Raw genomic sequence first — 15,352 nt, 5'->3', positions numbered from 1 at the left:
AAATACACCTCTTATTTCAGGAAATTCGTTTTTACAGTATCCACCACTTCCCCGATATTCCCGTCGAGGATCTGCCGGTACATATAGAGACTGAATCCTTTTGCCTGCTCCAACTTAACGGTGGGGGGCATGCTCAATTCCGAAGGGTTTACATATACGTCCAGCAAAACCGGTCCGGGATGGGCAAGCGCCTCTGCAATGGCCGGTGTCACGCGGTCCGGTGTTTTTACTGACATCCCTCTGATTCCGATGGCTTCCGCCATGGCCGCGAAATCCGGATTATCCAGGTCTGTGCCAAAGGGCGGATAGCCCTGCACTTTCATCTCCAGCGCGACAAAACCCAACTGGCCATTATTGAACACGACGATCTTTACCGGGAGCTGGTATTGCCGGATCGTGAGCAGGTCTCCCATCAGCATGCTAAACCCTCCGTCACCGGACAGGGAAATCACCTGTCTTTCCGGATAACAGAACTGGGCACCGATGGCCTGGGGCATAGCACCGGCCATACTTCCATGGTTGAAGGACCCCAACAGGTTCCGGCCTTTCTTCATCTGCAGGTAGCGTGCCGCCCATACAGTGGGTGTACCTACGTCACAGGTGAAAATGGCGTTATCCGCCGCCGTGCGGCTCAGCTCGGCCACGAGGTATTCGGGATAGACGATCGTATCGCTCCGCCCGGGATCGGCTTTTTTATCAAGCTGCCCGCGTATCCGGCTGTACTCTTTTGTGCAATGCTCCAGGTGCGCAGTGTCCTTTTTATCCTCTACCAACGGCAGCAATGCGCTCAGTGTTTCCCGTATATCCCCGACCAGGCCGGTCCGGATCGCCGCGCGCCTCCCTAAGTTCTCCGCCCGGCAGTCGATCTGGACGATGGCCGCATCGGACGGATAAAAATCCTTATAGGGGAAATCCGTTCCCAGCATCAGCAGTACTTCGCACCTTTCCATTGCCTCATAACCGCTGCGATAACCGATCAGGCCTGTAAGACCTACGTCATAGGGATTATCGTATTCTACATATTGCTTGCCCCTCAACGCAGTGACCACCGGAGATTGGAGCTTCCCGCAAAGGGCCAGCACTTCGTCGTGCGCATCCCGGCAACCCGCGCCGCACAAAAGCGTGACCCGGTCATGTCCGTTCAGCAATCCGGCAAGCGCCGACAATTCCCGGTCGGAAGGACGGATCACGGGTTGTTGCAGGAGCAACGGATGGCGCAGCTTCGGAAATTCCACCTCTTCAAGCGCGACATCACCCGAGAGAACGATGACCGCTACGCCTCCGCGCCCGACTGCATGCTGCATCGCCGTTTGCAAAATGCGGGGCATTTGTGCGCCAGAGGACACCAGCTCGCAATAGTGACTGCAACCATTAAAGAGGGCCTTGGGATCGGTTTCCTGGAAATAGCCGGTGCCGATTTCCGTGCTGGGAATGTGGGTGGCGATCGCCAGCACCGGGGCATAGCTGCGGTGTGCGTCATAAAGACCGTTGATCAGGTGCATATTTCCGGGACCGCAGCTGCCGATGCACACCGCCAGCCGGCCGGTCAGCTGCGCTTCCGCCCCGGCGGCGAAGGCCGCGGCTTCCTCGTGACGGTAGTGCAGCCAGCGGAGGCGCTTGCTTTCCCTGATCTCGTTGGCGATGGCGTTGGCGGAGTCGCCGACCAGCCCGTGCAACCGGGTCACCCCCGCGTCTGCCAGGGTGTCCACGATCATTTTTGCGATCTTCATGGTTAGTGGTGTTTGGTCCGCCTAATTTACGGCTAATCCGGACATCCGCAGCGGCCGCACACCGGCCTTTGCCAGCAACGCCACCACATACGCGGCGAGGGCTTTGCCTTCCACCTGCCCGTTGACAATGGAGTCCAGGTAGTGGATGCCCCCATAAAACCGGGATATGGCGGCTTCCGCGGCGGCATCCCGGAAGGAATGAAAACGGCGGGGTTGAATGTCGAAAAGCCGCTCCGCGTCATCGGTGTAGTCGAGTTGCTGTCCCAACAGATAGGTGAGTACTTCCGCCGCTGCCGTGGAAACGACGCTGTGACCGCTGGTATATTCCGGGAAAGGCGGGGTTTGCAAAAGGGGGTGCCATTGGACGTCGATGTACCGGTTGATGTATGTCTCCGGCCGGATCCGGTTGGTCCGGTATTTCTCATCCCAGCAACTGATGAAAGCATCCATCATCGTGGCCGCTACCAGGGTTTGTACCTGTATGGTATGATCGAAATCCAATCCGGCGGCGCTGGACGCGATACCGGCGATCTCCATCCAGTGTCCGCCGGGGCTTATTTTTTTGAGCCCGATCATCATGTGCCCGGAGGTCGCTATGGCGAAGGGATTGCAGTCCCAGAAGCTGGCGATCGTCCGCTCCCGGAGCGACAACGCGCCGGTGTCCTTGCTGACGTCGTATACTGCCCTTGCCAAATGGTAGAACGTACTGGCGCTGTCCTTGCTAAACGAAACGGGAGGAGGCGGAATAAATTGATCCGCCGAATCGATAAACACCGGCCGGATGATGCGCCAATTGGGTTCCACGGCCTCCATGTATGCCGGGGGGGTCGGATACCACGTCGAATCCGTCCGCTTCGGTGTGTACCGCAATTTCGCACTCAACAGATTGTAGTGATCGCCCTTGGACCAGGCAACGACCCTGGCGCTGGCCTTACGGCCGGCTTCCAGCGACCGGTCGATGATGTCCTGCGGCCATTTTTGTTTCTTCAGCAGTTCTACGAACTTCTGCTCTTCGTCTTCCAACCGGTAGCCGGAGGGCAGCATCAGGCGTCCGGTTTCCAGGATGGAAAAGGCCGCGGCGACTTTATAATCGTACCCCGCATCCGGCTCCCCTTTGGGGAAACCCTGGATAAACCCGGACGGACGGGCGATGGCCGTATCGTGGGCCGACACCAGGTCGTAGGCACCCAGCATGGCGTAGGTATAGTACCTGCAGGCAGCCGGTGGATTGACAACATCGTGCACCATCACCATCGTCAGGGAGAAAACGGCCGGGCGGAGATAATCCGTCAATACTTTTTCCTTCCCATTCTGCGCCTGGCAAAGATGCCCCACCGCCAGGAACAACAACCCTATATTTTTCCTCATCATAATATCGTATAAAATTGTAACGCACCGTCGGCGATCCCGATCAGCAGCAGGTTCTTCCCGCCGATCATCATCTGCTCCGCCGACTTTACATCTCCCTTGACCGAAAGCCCCGAGGCGGGCTGTGGCACATACCGGAAACCGCCCCGGCCGTCGCCTTCCAGCAGGATACCGTAGTTGGCATCGATGCTGCCCAATTTCAGACGGTTGTCGGAATGATTGCCCAGCAGCAAGAGGTCGGTGTGCCCGTCGCCGTTGAAGTCTCCCTGGATGATCCGGGTGACCGGTGCGAACTGTGCCTGGACCGGTAATGCCACCGGCGTAAAATGATCCCCCTTGTTCAGCCAGCATAGGGTCCGGTTCTCGGTCGCCGTCCATTTTCCAGCCTTGGCAAGTTCTTCGGGGCTGAAAATATCCTTCATTGTGGCGTTGGAATAGTCTTTATAGGACGCAAACTTTTTGCGCATGGGATAGATCTGTTCATTGAGTTCATCCCGGCTGACGAAAGGGTAACTGACACCCTGGATATAGAAATTGAAAAAAGGATCGATCGATCCGTTGTGGTCGAAGTCTGCATAATATAACTCGGCCGGTTCCTGGGGGGAGATCTTGATACAGCTGTTCAGACCGAGGTTGCCCGCGATGAGGTCGGGTTTGCCGTCCCCATCGACATCGGCTAAGGTGAGGGTGTTCCAAAACCCGGGCTGCGGTTTCCCGAAGTAATCGGCCGTTTTGTCGACAAACCCGGAGGGTGTATTCATAAAAACCATGACCGGCATGAATTCGCCACAGAGGATCAGGTCCTTTCGTCCGTCTCCGTCCAGATCGATCCATTGCGCGTCGGTGACCATGCCGACGTGATCGAACGGGGTTGGGGTCACGGTAAAATGGCCCTTGCCGTCGTTGGTCAGCAGGTAACTGGTGGGACACAACGGGTATTGCCCGGGAATAACCCGGCCACCGACAAAGAGGTCCATATCCCCATCCCCGTCATAGTCGCAGGGACGGACGCAGGACTTGCTACAGGCACTAAGGTCGGGCAAAGCGCCGTCCGCGCTATAAAAACCACCCTTGCCGTCGTTCAGCCATAACACGTCCTGGAGAGCGGGTGTGTGGGGGTCCCAAAGAGAATAGCCGCCCATACCAACATACAGATCCGGCCACCCATCGCCGTTGGCGTCGAAAAATGCCGCCGCGGACACGGTGGAAGAATCCTCATACGAGATGGGCTGTCCGGCCTTGAACTTTCCGCCCGGTTGTTGCAGGTAGAGCATGCCGGGGCGGTCTTTGCCCCCGCTGATAAAAAGGTCTTCCAGTCCATCCTTATTGACATCCGCTTTGGCGAGCACGGGGCCCGTGCGGGAGTACATGAACAGCATCAGGAGCTGTCGCTTGAAGTCGTTGTCGCCGAAACCTGATTGGGTATAGTCGATCGGCGCGGGGACGGCAGTAAACACGGGCTTCCCCTTTGCCGGGACCGGCGTTGCCGTGGCGACTGCAACCGCTGGCGGCTCCTCCTTAAGGCTGAGGCTCCGGTCCAACGCCACCTGCGTCAACGTCTGCCGGTTCCCATCCGGCCAGACGATGACCACGGAATCGGCAGTCGTCACCTTCCCAAATCCGAAATGCGCCTCCGCAGGCACACAACCCAGATAGCCCCGCGCGGGATTCACTTCGACATATTGTACCGTGCCACCTGCATAGGCGAAGACCTTGGCGCCGATCGCGGCGGTATTCCCACCCGTCCCGTTCAGCCGCACCCCCAGCCAGTGACCGCGCCCCTGCTCGCTGGCCAGGTTCTTATACACGAACGCGTCGTTGTTCACATTATTGACAACGAGGTCCAGGTCGCCGTCGCCGTCGAGGTCGGCATACACCGCGCCCGAAGATACCGCGGCCTGGGTGATCCCCCAGGGTCCTTGCATATTCGTAAAGGTGAGGTCGCCGTTGTTCCGGAAAATGTATTTCTTCAGGGTCGAGGAGGGCATGGCTTGTATAAGGTCCATCAGCTTTTCCGGCTCCCGGTCGATCGCCTTCCGGATCTTGTAGTCCCCCCAGTACCGGAGAAAGTCCTTATTGGTATAGTCCCGCAGATACCCGTTGGTGATAAAAATATCCTTGAAGCCGTCGTTGTCGAAATCCGCGATCAGGGGACACCAGCTCCAGTCGGTGGCCGCGATCCCGGCGAGTTGACCGATTTCGCTAAAGGTGCCGTCGCCGTTGTTGAGTTGCAGCATGTTCCGCATATATTGCGGTTGCAGCCCCTGGTTGATCATCAGTTGAAAGGACTCGTAGTTCTCTTGCAGCTGTAAAAGTTTCTGCCGCCGGTTATCTTCCGGCAACATGTCGAGGTTGAGCACGTCCGGAAGGGCATCGTTATTGATGTCGGCCACGTCCACGCCCATCGAAAACTGCGCCAGGTGGCGGAAGGAAGAAGCCGCGGCATCGGTGAAGGTACCGTCGTGGTTGTTCAGGTAGAGATAGTCGGGTTCATTGTAATCGTTGGTGACATAGACATCCGGCCATCCGTCCATATTGACGTCGGCGATTGCGATCCCCAGGCCATACGTGAGCGGGCTTTGACGCAAACCGGCCTTTTGCGACACGTCCACAAAATGTCCACCCCTGTTCTCATACAGCTTGTCCCCCGCGAGCGGATCGATTTCGCCCCGGTGGGTGGCCAGCTCCATATTGTCGATCTTCTTTACGCTATGCCGCAACAGGAAGAGGTCAAGGTAGCCGTCGTGGTTATAGTCAAAAAAAGCCGCCTGGGTGCAGTACCCCGAATCATTCAACCCATAGGCCGCGGCCTGTTCGGTAAAATGAAGGTTACCCTGGTTGATGAAAAGCTGGTTGCCCCTTTTGCTCGAATCTTTACCCGAATAACATATATAGATGTCCAGCAACCCGTCTCCGTTGACGTCCGCCATGGTCACACCCGTTTTCCAACCGCCCGGCCGGCCCTCCACGCCCGCTTCGCGGGTGATGTCCTTGAATTTCATCCCGCCCAGGTTGAGGAACAGCTTGCAGGGTTTGCTGTTGGCCGTAAAAAACAGGTCCGGCAGCCCGTCGTTGTTGATGTCACCTACGGCTACCCCGCCTCCATTATAGAAGTACTCGTAAGACAACACATTCAGGTCTTCGGTTTCCTTGATGTCGTTGCTGAAATGAATGCCGGTTTCTTTGGGCGGGAGCAGTTGGAATAAAGGTGCCTGCGCCCTGGCGTGGACGGTAATCAGCAGCCATAAATAGATCGTTCGTTTCATCATAGCAGAGGCGACAAGGCTATCCATGATAGCCCTGTCGCCTAAAGTTATCCAGAAATCTTCAATATAATAACCTATTTATCCCACCATACGCGGCTGGTAAATACATCCCCGCCTGTCAGGTTGGTAACGGCTGTTTTGTAATTATTTGGATTGGTAGCGGCCTCCGTCGTCGGATATTCTTGTCTTCTTGGGATGGTGCCGTTCGAAAAGTTACCGGTATAGTTGACTGGCGTCAAGGTGGGTACACCGCTCCGCCTCCAATTGATCCAGGTTTCGTAAAAATCAAACAGCGTGCCTTCCAATATCCAGTACTGCATGTTGATCTGGGTAAGGGCGGTTGCGGATGTCGCGCTGAGCGGATTGGCGGTGGCATACGCGGTGGCGGTAGCGGCGCTGATCGGCGTCGTTCCGTTAAATGTACCATACGTTTGGAGCGCGGCCGCCAGCGCATTGGCGTAGTGGGTCGAAGCGCTGCCCACATTCCAGCCCCGGACACCTGCTTCTGCCAGCAACAGTTCGGATTGAGCGTAGGTCAGGACAAAACCGGGGGTATTGAGCGCGAGATACACGCCGATAGCCGGACGGGAATACTTCCCGGTCGGGTTGACGTCGCTGCCGGTACCGGAAGAACCCGGATAACCCGTTGCCGTGCTTATATCGGTCGAACCACCGTTCTGGTCGTACCCATTGGGCATCCCCTGTTGGTTGGCTGCGGTATTGTCGCCGGCCAGGCTTTCGTTGGCGGCGTTCTTCAGACCGGCCTGCGGGACTTCCGCGATGACGCTAAGACGGGGATCGGCCGTCGTCTTCAGGTAGTCGATCAGCACTTTACCCCATTTTACCTCGTTGAAGTCTTCGGGCACCTGGTAGGCACTGGAATTGTTGTTTGAATAGCCGTCGGCGTGGTCGAAGTTCATATAGGCGTTGTCGGCATTGCTCGCCAGCGTTCCTCCCGCGTAGGCCATTTCCGCATACTTTTGGGCCGTGGTGGCGTCCGCCTTGGTCAGCCGCATAGCCATCCGCAACATCAGCGTATACCCAAACTTCTTCCACTGGGTCACACTCCCCGCATAGGAGAAGGCGTCGTTGGTGGGTGCGGGTTGGGAGGCGTCCAGGGTACCCAATACCGAATCCAGCTTGGCCAGCATGGAGGTATAGATCGACTGCTGGCTGTCGTATACCGGCAGGTTGACCCCGGAACTGGCTTGCAGGGCCTGCGAAAAGGGCACATCCCCGTACGTGTCCGTAATCACCTGAATGTTCAGGAGTTCGAGAATAAGGGCGATACCCCTCAGGTTTACCTTGGTGGCGTCTCCCTTTGTCAGGGTTTGTATCTGGTAACAATCGCTGGCCGAGGTGTAGCCGGTATTCCAAAGCCGCTGGTCATAGTCGAGCAGGTTACCCGAGGCCACATACTTGTCCCCATTGCTGTAATAGCTGGGATACGCCGCAGAAGCGAACGTCTGGGCCCACATGCTCTCGAAAAGGATGGCCCCGTTGTAGCCCTGGGTGGCACTGAAATAATTGATTTCAGCGGTCGGCAGGAGCAGGTTGGCGTCGAACTGAGCCGAACTGGCCTGGGTGGGGTCCGTGTTAAGCGTATTGAAGTTCTTCGTGCAACTCACTGCGAGCAGCGCGATGAGCAATATATTGATACGTGCTTTCATTCTTTAAGATTTTATTTGAACCTACAGTTGATATTGAAACCAAAAGTCCTCGTCGCGGGAAGGCTGGTGCCTTCGATACCGGCGTACCTGACGCTGGTGGCGAAGTTGGATTCGGGATCGATATTGTCCGAGTGCTTCATGATGGTCCACAGGTTGCGACCGACCAGCGACAACTGGATCTGGCTGAACAGCGGAATATTGCCCAGCACCTTCCGCGACAACGTATAGCCGACGGTTACCTGGCGCAGCTTGATAAAGTCGCCGTTAAGGACGTCCACCCTGGAGATGCTCGCCAGCCGCTGGTAATAATCCTGTGCGGTTGCGGTGACGGTATTCGAAGACCCGCCGGAGGTAACCCCGGTGGTGATCCCGGTTTCGCGTCCTGCGAGTGTCATTTTGTTCAGCCCGCGGTAGATCGTGTAGTATTGCGTTGCGGAGAGGATCTTGTTCCCATAGTTGTAATCAACCAGGAAATCCAGGCTCCAGCTTTTGTAGGTGAAATTGTTCCTTACCCCGCCGTAATCGGTGGGCAGCACGCTCCCGAAAGGAATCTGTTTGCCGTTAGAGACGGGTAAACCGCTGCCGTCCACGATGATATTCCCCTTGGCGTCGCGGGAGTAATCGTAGGCCATCACCTGCGGTCCTGCTTTGCCGACCACAAAAGCCGTGGTGGCGTTCAAGGGACGATACGTTCCCTGGGTCACATTGTTGTTTAATTCATCCGTGTGCAGGATCTTGTTCATCACGTGTGTGTAGTTCACCGTGATATTCCAGGCAAAGTCATTCGTCTCGAAGGGCCTGGCGGTCAACAGGACCTCTACACCATCGTTCTGAATCGACCCGGAACCGACCACCGAACTGGAGTACCCAGTGGCGTTGCTGACCGTGGCGTTCATGATCTCATGGTGGGTAACCTGGTGATAGTAGGCAAGGTCCGCCCCCAGCCGGTTGTTCAGGAATTTCAATTCGGTGCCGATTTCCGTCTCCGTCTTCGTGAATGGCTTCAGGAGAAGGTTGGGCAGCGTGGAACTGAAGTTGCCCGTGGAAACACCGTTGATCCCGTTTCCGACGCTGTAGTAGATCGAGGTCTGATAGGCGCCATAGTTAAAGTTGCCGCCGAAGGGCTCGCCGCTGGTCTGGGCATAAGACGCACGCAGCTTTCCGTAGCTGAGGGTCTTGCTGTGTAGCAGGCTGGAGAACAGGAAGCTACCCGACACCGAAGGCGTAAAGATCGTCCGGTTGTTGCTCGGTAGCGTCGAATAAGCGTCATACCGGCCGGTCGTTCCCAGGGAGAGGAAATCCTTGTAGGAGAAGTCCAGGCTGTAAAAACCGGAGTGGACTTCCTTTTTGGCAAACTCGTAGCTCCGGCCAAAGCTCACGACGTTGGAAGGGGTGTACAGAAAAGGAATGACAAACTGGCTGCCGCTGATCCCTACCTGCTCGCCCTGGTTGGTGCGGAAGTTGGCCCCCAGGGTTGCGTCAAAATTGAGGCCGTCGACGATCTTGTGGTTGACACCCAAGAGTGCGTCTTCGTTCAGCTCATAGATCGTGGCGGTATTCAGGTTGTTGAACTGACCCGACTGACCAGCACTATTAAAAGAATAGTTCGTGCCGGTAGGCGTGACCGTAAAATACCTGTCGTTTTCCAGGTCATAGCCGATCCGGCCCATCAGGTACAACCAGCTCGTGAAACTGTATTTGGCCGAGACTGCGGAAATGAGCCTCCGGCGGCCTACGTCGTTGATCCATTTGCTGACCACGAACCAGGGGTTGGTGACGTAGTTGTCGTCGCTAAACACCACCTCGTATCCCCTGGAGTCATAGCCCGGCTCGAAGATCCGTTCGTCCACGTTGGCCGCGAGGAACTGGAAGTTGTTCGGGTTCCCGGGCCCATCGCTCAGGTTCGGCCGGTTACGGTCTTGCTGGTCGATATAGTTGGCCATTAGCGATACGCTCAGTTTATCCGATACTTTCCCATCCAGGTTCAGGTTGACCGTCTTCCGGTTGACCCCGCTGTTGCGGACGATACCGGCGTTGTCCATGTTGGACAGCGACACGCGATAGGTCACCTTATCGCTCCCTCCGCTGACCGACAACGAATTGGTCAGGGTCGGCCCGGTGCGGTAAAAATCCTTCAGGTTGTTTTTGAAGGGGGAATAGGCGTACGTCTTCCCGTTGTATTGGGTAATGGACGACCCATCCATCTTTGCCCCCCAGCTGAACCGGTTGCTGTTTTGGGCACCGGTAGCGGTCGTGGGCTTGGCGCCTTCCAGACCCTGTCCATATTCATACTGGTAGTCCGTATTGTTGATGGCCTTGTCCCAAACGCTGTTGACGTTGTATTCCACGGTGGCTTCACCCTTTCTGCCTTTTTTGGTGGTGATCAGGATGACACCGTTTGAGGCACGGGCACCGTACAGTGCGGAAGCAGCCTGCCCCTTCAGTACCGTCATGGACTCGACGTCGTCGGGATTGACGTTGCTGATGCCGTCCCCGTTATCGCTGCCGCCCCATTCGCCGGCGGCGCCGCGCTGGCTGTTGTCGATCGGAACACCATTGATGACGAACAGGGGAGAACCGCCGGAGTTCATGCTGGGCATACCCCTCAAAAGGATACGGGCGGAACTGGCGGGACCGCCGTTGGCGCCGTGGACGTTTAACCCCGCTACCTGGCCGGCGAGCGACAAGGCCACGTTTGTCTCGCGCGCCTTGGTCATCTGGTCCCCGGAAACCGTCGATACGGAATAACCGACTTTGCTGGCCTCCTTCGAAATGCCCAGGGCCGTCACCACGATTTCATTCACGGTTGCCGATTTTGATTTCAGGCGGATGGTGAAGGAGGTCCGTCCCGAGACCTTATACTCCACCCGCTCATAGCCGACAGAGCTGATCACCAGGGTGGTCCCGGCGTCGATGCCTTCGAGCTCGAACTCGCCGTTGTCGTTGGTTACAGTACCCTTATTGCTACCCTTTATCATGATGGAGACCCCCGGTATTGGATCTCCGGTATCCGTGGTAATCTTTCCTTTGATCTTGACCGGCGGAGGCAGAGAGGCTACCTGCTGGGTTTCGGCCGTTTTCTTTGGCTCGATGATGATCGTCTTGTCCACGATCTCATAGCTCAGCGGCTGGTCCTTCAGGCACGCCGTCATCACTTCCTGTATCGAGGCATCCCGTACATCAAGGTTCACCCGCCTGGCTTCCTTGATCAGGCTGTAATCGCAAAAGACGAAATACCCCGACTGTTTGTGAATGATGGAAAATACTTTTTCCAGGGTCACATTTCTCCCGGAAAAAGAAATGTTCTGCGAAAAGACGCCGGCGCTCGCCTGTAAGCCGGTGCCCAGAACAATGATCCCGATTAGTTTTACGATTCTCATAGCAGCTGACGATAGCTTCCGCCCCTGGGGCAGCAGTCTACGAATGGCAATTGGACGCATGTTTAGAAGGTTTGTTATAAATCGACGACGACCTTCCGGCCGTCGATGGTGAACTTGACGCCGCTCCGCTCCAGAATGCTGAATACGGAGGAAAGGGGCAGGTTCCTTTGTATCCCGCCAAAGAAAATCTTATCGCTCATGGCATCGCCCCTGAAGCTGACCTCCACGTCGTACCAACGGGACAGTTGCCGCATGACGGTTTGTATGTCGGCTTTATTAAAGTTGAAATAGCCGTTCTTCCAGGCGACGGCGGCTTCCACGTCCGCGTCCGTGACCACTTGTACGCCACTTGCATGGCCCCATTGTGCCTGCTCGCCGGGCTTTAACAGGTGATTGTCGATGCGCACCGCGCCGTCCACCAGCGTTGTCTTCAACAAGGGCTCATCGGCATAAGCCATGACATTGAACGCCGTTCCCAGTACCTTGATATTCTGAAGCGTATCACCCTGACCCGGAACACGGGAGAAAACGCTAATGACAAAGGGTTGGTGCGGATGAGGGGCAACCTCGAAGTAGGCTTCCCCGGTCAGTTGCACAGCCCGGCTGTTCCCCGGGAATGCGGTGGGGAAACGGAGCGACGAACCGGCGTCCAGCCAGACCTTTGTGCCATCCGGCAATTCCAGCTCGTATTGTCCACCCCTGGGTGTTGAAATAGTATTGAAAACCGGGGCAGTATCAACGCCCCCGCGGGACAACCGGTAGGCAAGCCGGCCGTTGGTCAGTTTGATGACACGGGATGTGCCTTGTTGGGACAGTGTGCCATTACCGGCGCTGTCCAATATAATCGAAGAGCCGTCGGCCAGCGTCAACCGTGCTTTGTTGCCCCCGGGCTTAACGTCATTGTGTTTGACTGCTGCCTCGACAGGCTTTTTCGCGGTGGGCCGTTTTAGGATAATGGCCGCTCCTCCGAGCAGCAAGAACAAACAAACAGCAGCGGCCTGCTGGCGCCTGCGGTTCCTTATCCTTTTCCATCGCGGCAACACCTCCTGCACCCCCGTGGCTGATCCCGGCTCGCGCAAACGATCCATGAGCAGCCTGAACCGGCGGTCCAGGTCCTGGCTGGGTGTACCTTCACCCGCTTGCTCCCACTGCTTGCGGAGTTCCCGGAAAAGTTCCCGTTTGTCCTGGTGCCGGACCGTCTGGAACAGTTCTTCCATTTCGGCCCGGGTACAGGTATTTGTTCGGTACTTCTCCAGCAAATCATGCAGTGAAGAAGCCGTTGTAGATCTTCTCATGTCTATTACAATCCCTTTGAAGAAAGTTATCAAGTAATAGACGATGGAAAAGGAAGGAACAACTAGTCTCCGTTAACTTTTTTTTAAGATTTTTTTCCCCCGGCCTTAGAGGCTTTCCGCTGCGCAAATGGCAAGAAGGACGGTAATGTCCAGGTGATGGGTCAGATAGGCCCTTATAAATCTTTGAGATTCAACAACATGATTACTTACCGTGTGCTTGGAAAGCTGGAGTTGCCGGGCAATGTCCAGGTGGGAAAACCCCTTTTCCCGGCTCAATTGATACACCAGCCGGCGCTGGGGCGGGAGGAGCCCGATGGCTTCCCGCAGTTTATTCTCGTATTCCCTGGTCAGCAGTTGGTCGTCTGCCTTTGAACCGCTGGCGATCTGCACTTCCTCCCACACCATATCCCTGAACTTGAGATCCCGGGAGACCCCGCGCAAAAAATCGATGGACTTGTTATACGCCACCCGGAAGAGAAAGGCATCGAAGTTCTTGATCCGGTCCACGATGTCTTTTCCCAGCCAGATCTTCATGAATACGTCCATGACGATCTCCTCGGAGATCTCTTTCGACTTAACGATACCATATATATAATGTAGAAGCCGGTCATTATAACGATCGAACAATTGCTGGAACGCATTTTCATCGCCTTTCGAGATTTGCTCGACCAGCCGGCGGTCACTATAGATCTTTTCAGCAGACATCAAAAGCAGCCTATTAACCAGAGCGTCTACTCCAGTAATACGTAAAGAAGGTTAAGTAAATATATTGCTAAATGCTTTAAATGCAAAAAAAACGCTAGTGTGATTTTATCAACTCAATATCAAAGTTCAGGGCGATGGTATCTCCGAGGACCAATCCGCCGCCTTCCGCCAACACATTAAAGGTAAGCCCGAAGTCCTTCCGGTCTATCTTGCCCCGTACCTCGAAGCCCGCACGGGTATCGCCGAACCGCCCGATACCCACACCGGCAGGCTCCACGTCAAGGCTGACACTCCGTCCTACGTCTTTTATGGACAGTTCCCCCGTAAGCTTTTCTGCATACAATTGGCCAACGAAAACGATTTCGGGAAAGAGGACCGCATCCAGGAAGTCGGGGGATGCCAGGTGTCCGTCCCGCTGAGGATTGTTCGTATCGATGCTGGCCGCTTCGAGTGTTACATGTACCGCTGCGCCGTCAAAGCCCTCCTCCGGGCAGCGAACCTCACCCTTAAATACCCTGAACCTTCCGGTAACGTTGGCGATGGCGAGGTGTTTTACTTTGAATTGTAGTTCCGAATGTCCGGGGTCAATGATCCATGTTGTCATACTTATTTTTTTTGCAAAGTAGGCCCTTCCGGCTCCCCCGGTGGTAAAGCAGGTTAAGAAATACCCTTTTTGACATTGAACTAGATTAAGACGCCAGCCTCTTCCGGATTTTGCTGAGGAATTCCGGCGTAATGCCGAGGTAAGACGCGATATATTTCTGTGGCACGGTTTGAGCGATCGAAGGATACGCCTGTATAAAAGACTGGTACCGTTCCTCGGCCGAGGTGGAATGGCCTTCGATGTAACGCAGTTGCTGCCGCATGAATCCCTTTTGGAAAATGATCCGGAAGTACCGCTCGAACTTTGTGTAGTTGCTCAATAGCTGCTCCAGCGCCAGCTTGGGGAGCAACAACACCTCTCCCCCGCTCATGCCCCTGGAGGAATACCGGGTAGTGGTGTATTCGCTCAGGCAATGAATGTCACCGGCCCACCAGCCCTCTCCCGAAAACTGAATGACGTGATCCTCCCCGTTCGTGTCCGTGTAATAGGTCATCAGGTAGCCGGTGTCGACAAACATCAGGTGGCGGGCGGGGTCGCCGGCCCTCACGATGAGTTCACCCTGTTTGAAGGGGCGGGGTATGAGGACGGAGAGGAGGAATTCGGATTCGGCCTCATCCAAGGGGATGTGTTGGCGGATGTTGGAGAGGAGGAGATCGGGGGTCATGGGGCAAAATTAACAGATCCGTTCAATCCAGCTCGATGATGTCGGTATCTGATGATACCAGGACATTCACGGCGTCCAGAATAACGGGACGGAGGAAGTCCCATAATGTTCTGTTATCGCAGTTGCCAATTTTTACGGTAATCAATTTCGGAGGAGCACCCAAGCGGCTGATCAATTCGGGGAAGTCGGCGTCTTTGGAGAGCAGTATCACCTTCCCGTGGTCACGTGCACGCTGATAAATTGAAAGGTCTGTTTCGTAGTGAAGGGACTAGGTATAAGACGACCTGACAGTGATGCCGGTGTGTTCGCTCATCCATTTGGCGATCGCCGGCGAAATGTTGGTGTCGAGCTATATCTCCCAGTCAGGCGGCATGAATGACCAGCGTATTTTTCATTTTTAGGGAGGCATAAAGCAACGCCGCCTGTATGTCCTCTTTTTCTAGTAAGGGATGCTGTTCAAGAATCTCCACTTCGCTGAGACCGCTTGCCAGGAGCTCCAATACATCCCCGGCCGGAAACCGCAATCCGCGGATGGTGGGCTTTCCGCTCATGAGGCCAGGAACGATGGTGATACGCTCAAGCAATATTTTTTGCTGCGGTGTCATTGTCAACAAATATACAAAAATTGGCTGGAATCGGCGTCATTTCGCAAATTAGCGCATCCTTTCTG

At 55.6% G+C, this 15,352-nt stretch carries 10 protein-coding genes and 1 pseudogene; all 11 read right to left on the bottom strand.

The window, feature by feature from the left end; all coding sequences use genetic code 11:
• Positions 1–11: 11 nt before the first annotated feature.
• The gene (gene poxB, locus EDB95_RS22345; RefSeq protein ID WP_133997554.1) at positions 12–1,730 is read right to left on the bottom strand and encodes a ubiquinone-dependent pyruvate dehydrogenase; all 1,719 of its coding nucleotides are present in this window, start codon (positions 1,728–1,730) and stop codon (positions 12–14) included.
• A 21-nt stretch (positions 1,731–1,751) separates the two neighbouring features.
• Positions 1,752–3,101, bottom strand: a complete 1,350-nt coding sequence (locus tag EDB95_RS22340; RefSeq protein ID WP_246073766.1) for a vanadium-dependent haloperoxidase — start codon at positions 3,099–3,101, stop codon at positions 1,752–1,754.
• On the bottom strand, positions 3,098–6,391 hold the full coding sequence (locus EDB95_RS22335) for a VCBS repeat-containing protein (RefSeq protein WP_246073765.1): 3,294 nt from the start codon (positions 6,389–6,391) through the stop codon (positions 3,098–3,100). Before EDB95_RS22335 ends, EDB95_RS22340 begins: the two co-directional genes overlap by 4 nt.
• Positions 6,392–6,438: 47 nt before the next feature.
• Positions 6,439–8,034 (bottom strand): SusD/RagB family nutrient-binding outer membrane lipoprotein, encoded by a 1,596-nt coding sequence (locus EDB95_RS22330; RefSeq protein WP_133997552.1) that lies wholly within the window; start codon positions 8,032–8,034, stop codon positions 6,439–6,441.
• A gap of 11 nt (positions 8,035–8,045) precedes the next feature.
• Positions 8,046–11,414, bottom strand: a complete 3,369-nt coding sequence (locus EDB95_RS22325) for a SusC/RagA family TonB-linked outer membrane protein (protein ID WP_211352176.1) — start codon at positions 11,412–11,414, stop codon at positions 8,046–8,048.
• 74 nt (positions 11,415–11,488) lie between these two features.
• Positions 11,489–12,709: a FecR family protein gene (locus tag EDB95_RS22320; RefSeq protein ID WP_133997549.1), complete on the bottom strand. Its 1,221-nt coding sequence runs from the start codon at positions 12,707–12,709 to the stop codon at positions 11,489–11,491.
• Positions 12,710–12,814: 105 nt separating this feature from the next.
• On the bottom strand, positions 12,815–13,414 hold the full coding sequence (locus tag EDB95_RS22315; RefSeq protein WP_133997546.1) for an RNA polymerase sigma-70 factor: 600 nt from the start codon (positions 13,412–13,414) through the stop codon (positions 12,815–12,817).
• Positions 13,415–13,508: 94 nt separating this feature from the next.
• Positions 13,509–14,018 (bottom strand): YceI family protein, encoded by a 510-nt coding sequence (locus EDB95_RS22310; protein ID WP_246073764.1) that lies wholly within the window; start codon positions 14,016–14,018, stop codon positions 13,509–13,511.
• Between the two features lie 85 nt (positions 14,019–14,103).
• Entirely contained in the window at positions 14,104–14,682 is a 579-nt protein-coding gene (locus tag EDB95_RS22305; protein ID WP_133997540.1) for a Crp/Fnr family transcriptional regulator, read from the bottom strand.
• Between the two features lie 22 nt (positions 14,683–14,704).
• A pseudogene (locus tag EDB95_RS28030) lies at positions 14,705–14,926 on the bottom strand (DUF5615 family PIN-like protein); the annotation flags it as partial.
• A 118-nt stretch (positions 14,927–15,044) separates the two neighbouring features.
• Positions 15,045–15,287, bottom strand: a complete 243-nt coding sequence (locus tag EDB95_RS22300) for a DUF433 domain-containing protein (protein ID WP_133997537.1) — start codon at positions 15,285–15,287, stop codon at positions 15,045–15,047.
• Positions 15,288–15,352: the final 65 nt, after the last annotated feature.

It is taken from the genome of Dinghuibacter silviterrae, assembly GCF_004366355.1.
Classification (GTDB): Bacteria; Bacteroidota; Bacteroidia; order Chitinophagales; family Chitinophagaceae; genus Dinghuibacter; species Dinghuibacter silviterrae.
Note: the sequence above shows the minus strand (reverse complement) of the source record. Positions and strands in the feature narration are given on the sequence as shown.

What these genes read in the sequence shown, in the direction of transcription:
- EDB95_RS22310 (WP_246073764.1), bottom strand. Translation starts at nt 14,018, where the DNA reads ATGACAACATGGATCATTGACCCCGGACATTCGGAACTACAATTCAAA.
- EDB95_RS22300 (WP_133997537.1), bottom strand. Translation starts at nt 15,287, where the DNA reads ATGACACCGCAGCAAAAAATATTGCTTGAGCGTATCACCATCGTTCCT.
- EDB95_RS22330 (WP_133997552.1), bottom strand. Translation starts at nt 8,034, where the DNA reads ATGAAAGCACGTATCAATATATTGCTCATCGCGCTGCTCGCAGTGAGT.
- EDB95_RS22320 (WP_133997549.1), bottom strand. Translation starts at nt 12,709, where the DNA reads ATGAGAAGATCTACAACGGCTTCTTCACTGCATGATTTGCTGGAGAAG.
- EDB95_RS22325 (WP_211352176.1), bottom strand. Translation starts at nt 11,414, where the DNA reads ATGAGAATCGTAAAACTAATCGGGATCATTGTTCTGGGCACCGGCTTA.
- EDB95_RS22305 (WP_133997540.1), bottom strand. Translation starts at nt 14,682, where the DNA reads ATGACCCCCGATCTCCTCCTCTCCAACATCCGCCAACACATCCCCTTG.
- poxB (WP_133997554.1), bottom strand. Translation starts at nt 1,730, where the DNA reads ATGAAGATCGCAAAAATGATCGTGGACACCCTGGCAGACGCGGGGGTG.
- EDB95_RS22340 (WP_246073766.1), bottom strand. Translation starts at nt 3,101, where the DNA reads ATGATGAGGAAAAATATAGGGTTGTTGTTCCTGGCGGTGGGGCATCTT.
- EDB95_RS22335 (WP_246073765.1), bottom strand. Translation starts at nt 6,391, where the DNA reads ATGGATAGCCTTGTCGCCTCTGCTATGATGAAACGAACGATCTATTTA.
- EDB95_RS22315 (WP_133997546.1), bottom strand. Translation starts at nt 13,414, where the DNA reads ATGTCTGCTGAAAAGATCTATAGTGACCGCCGGCTGGTCGAGCAAATC.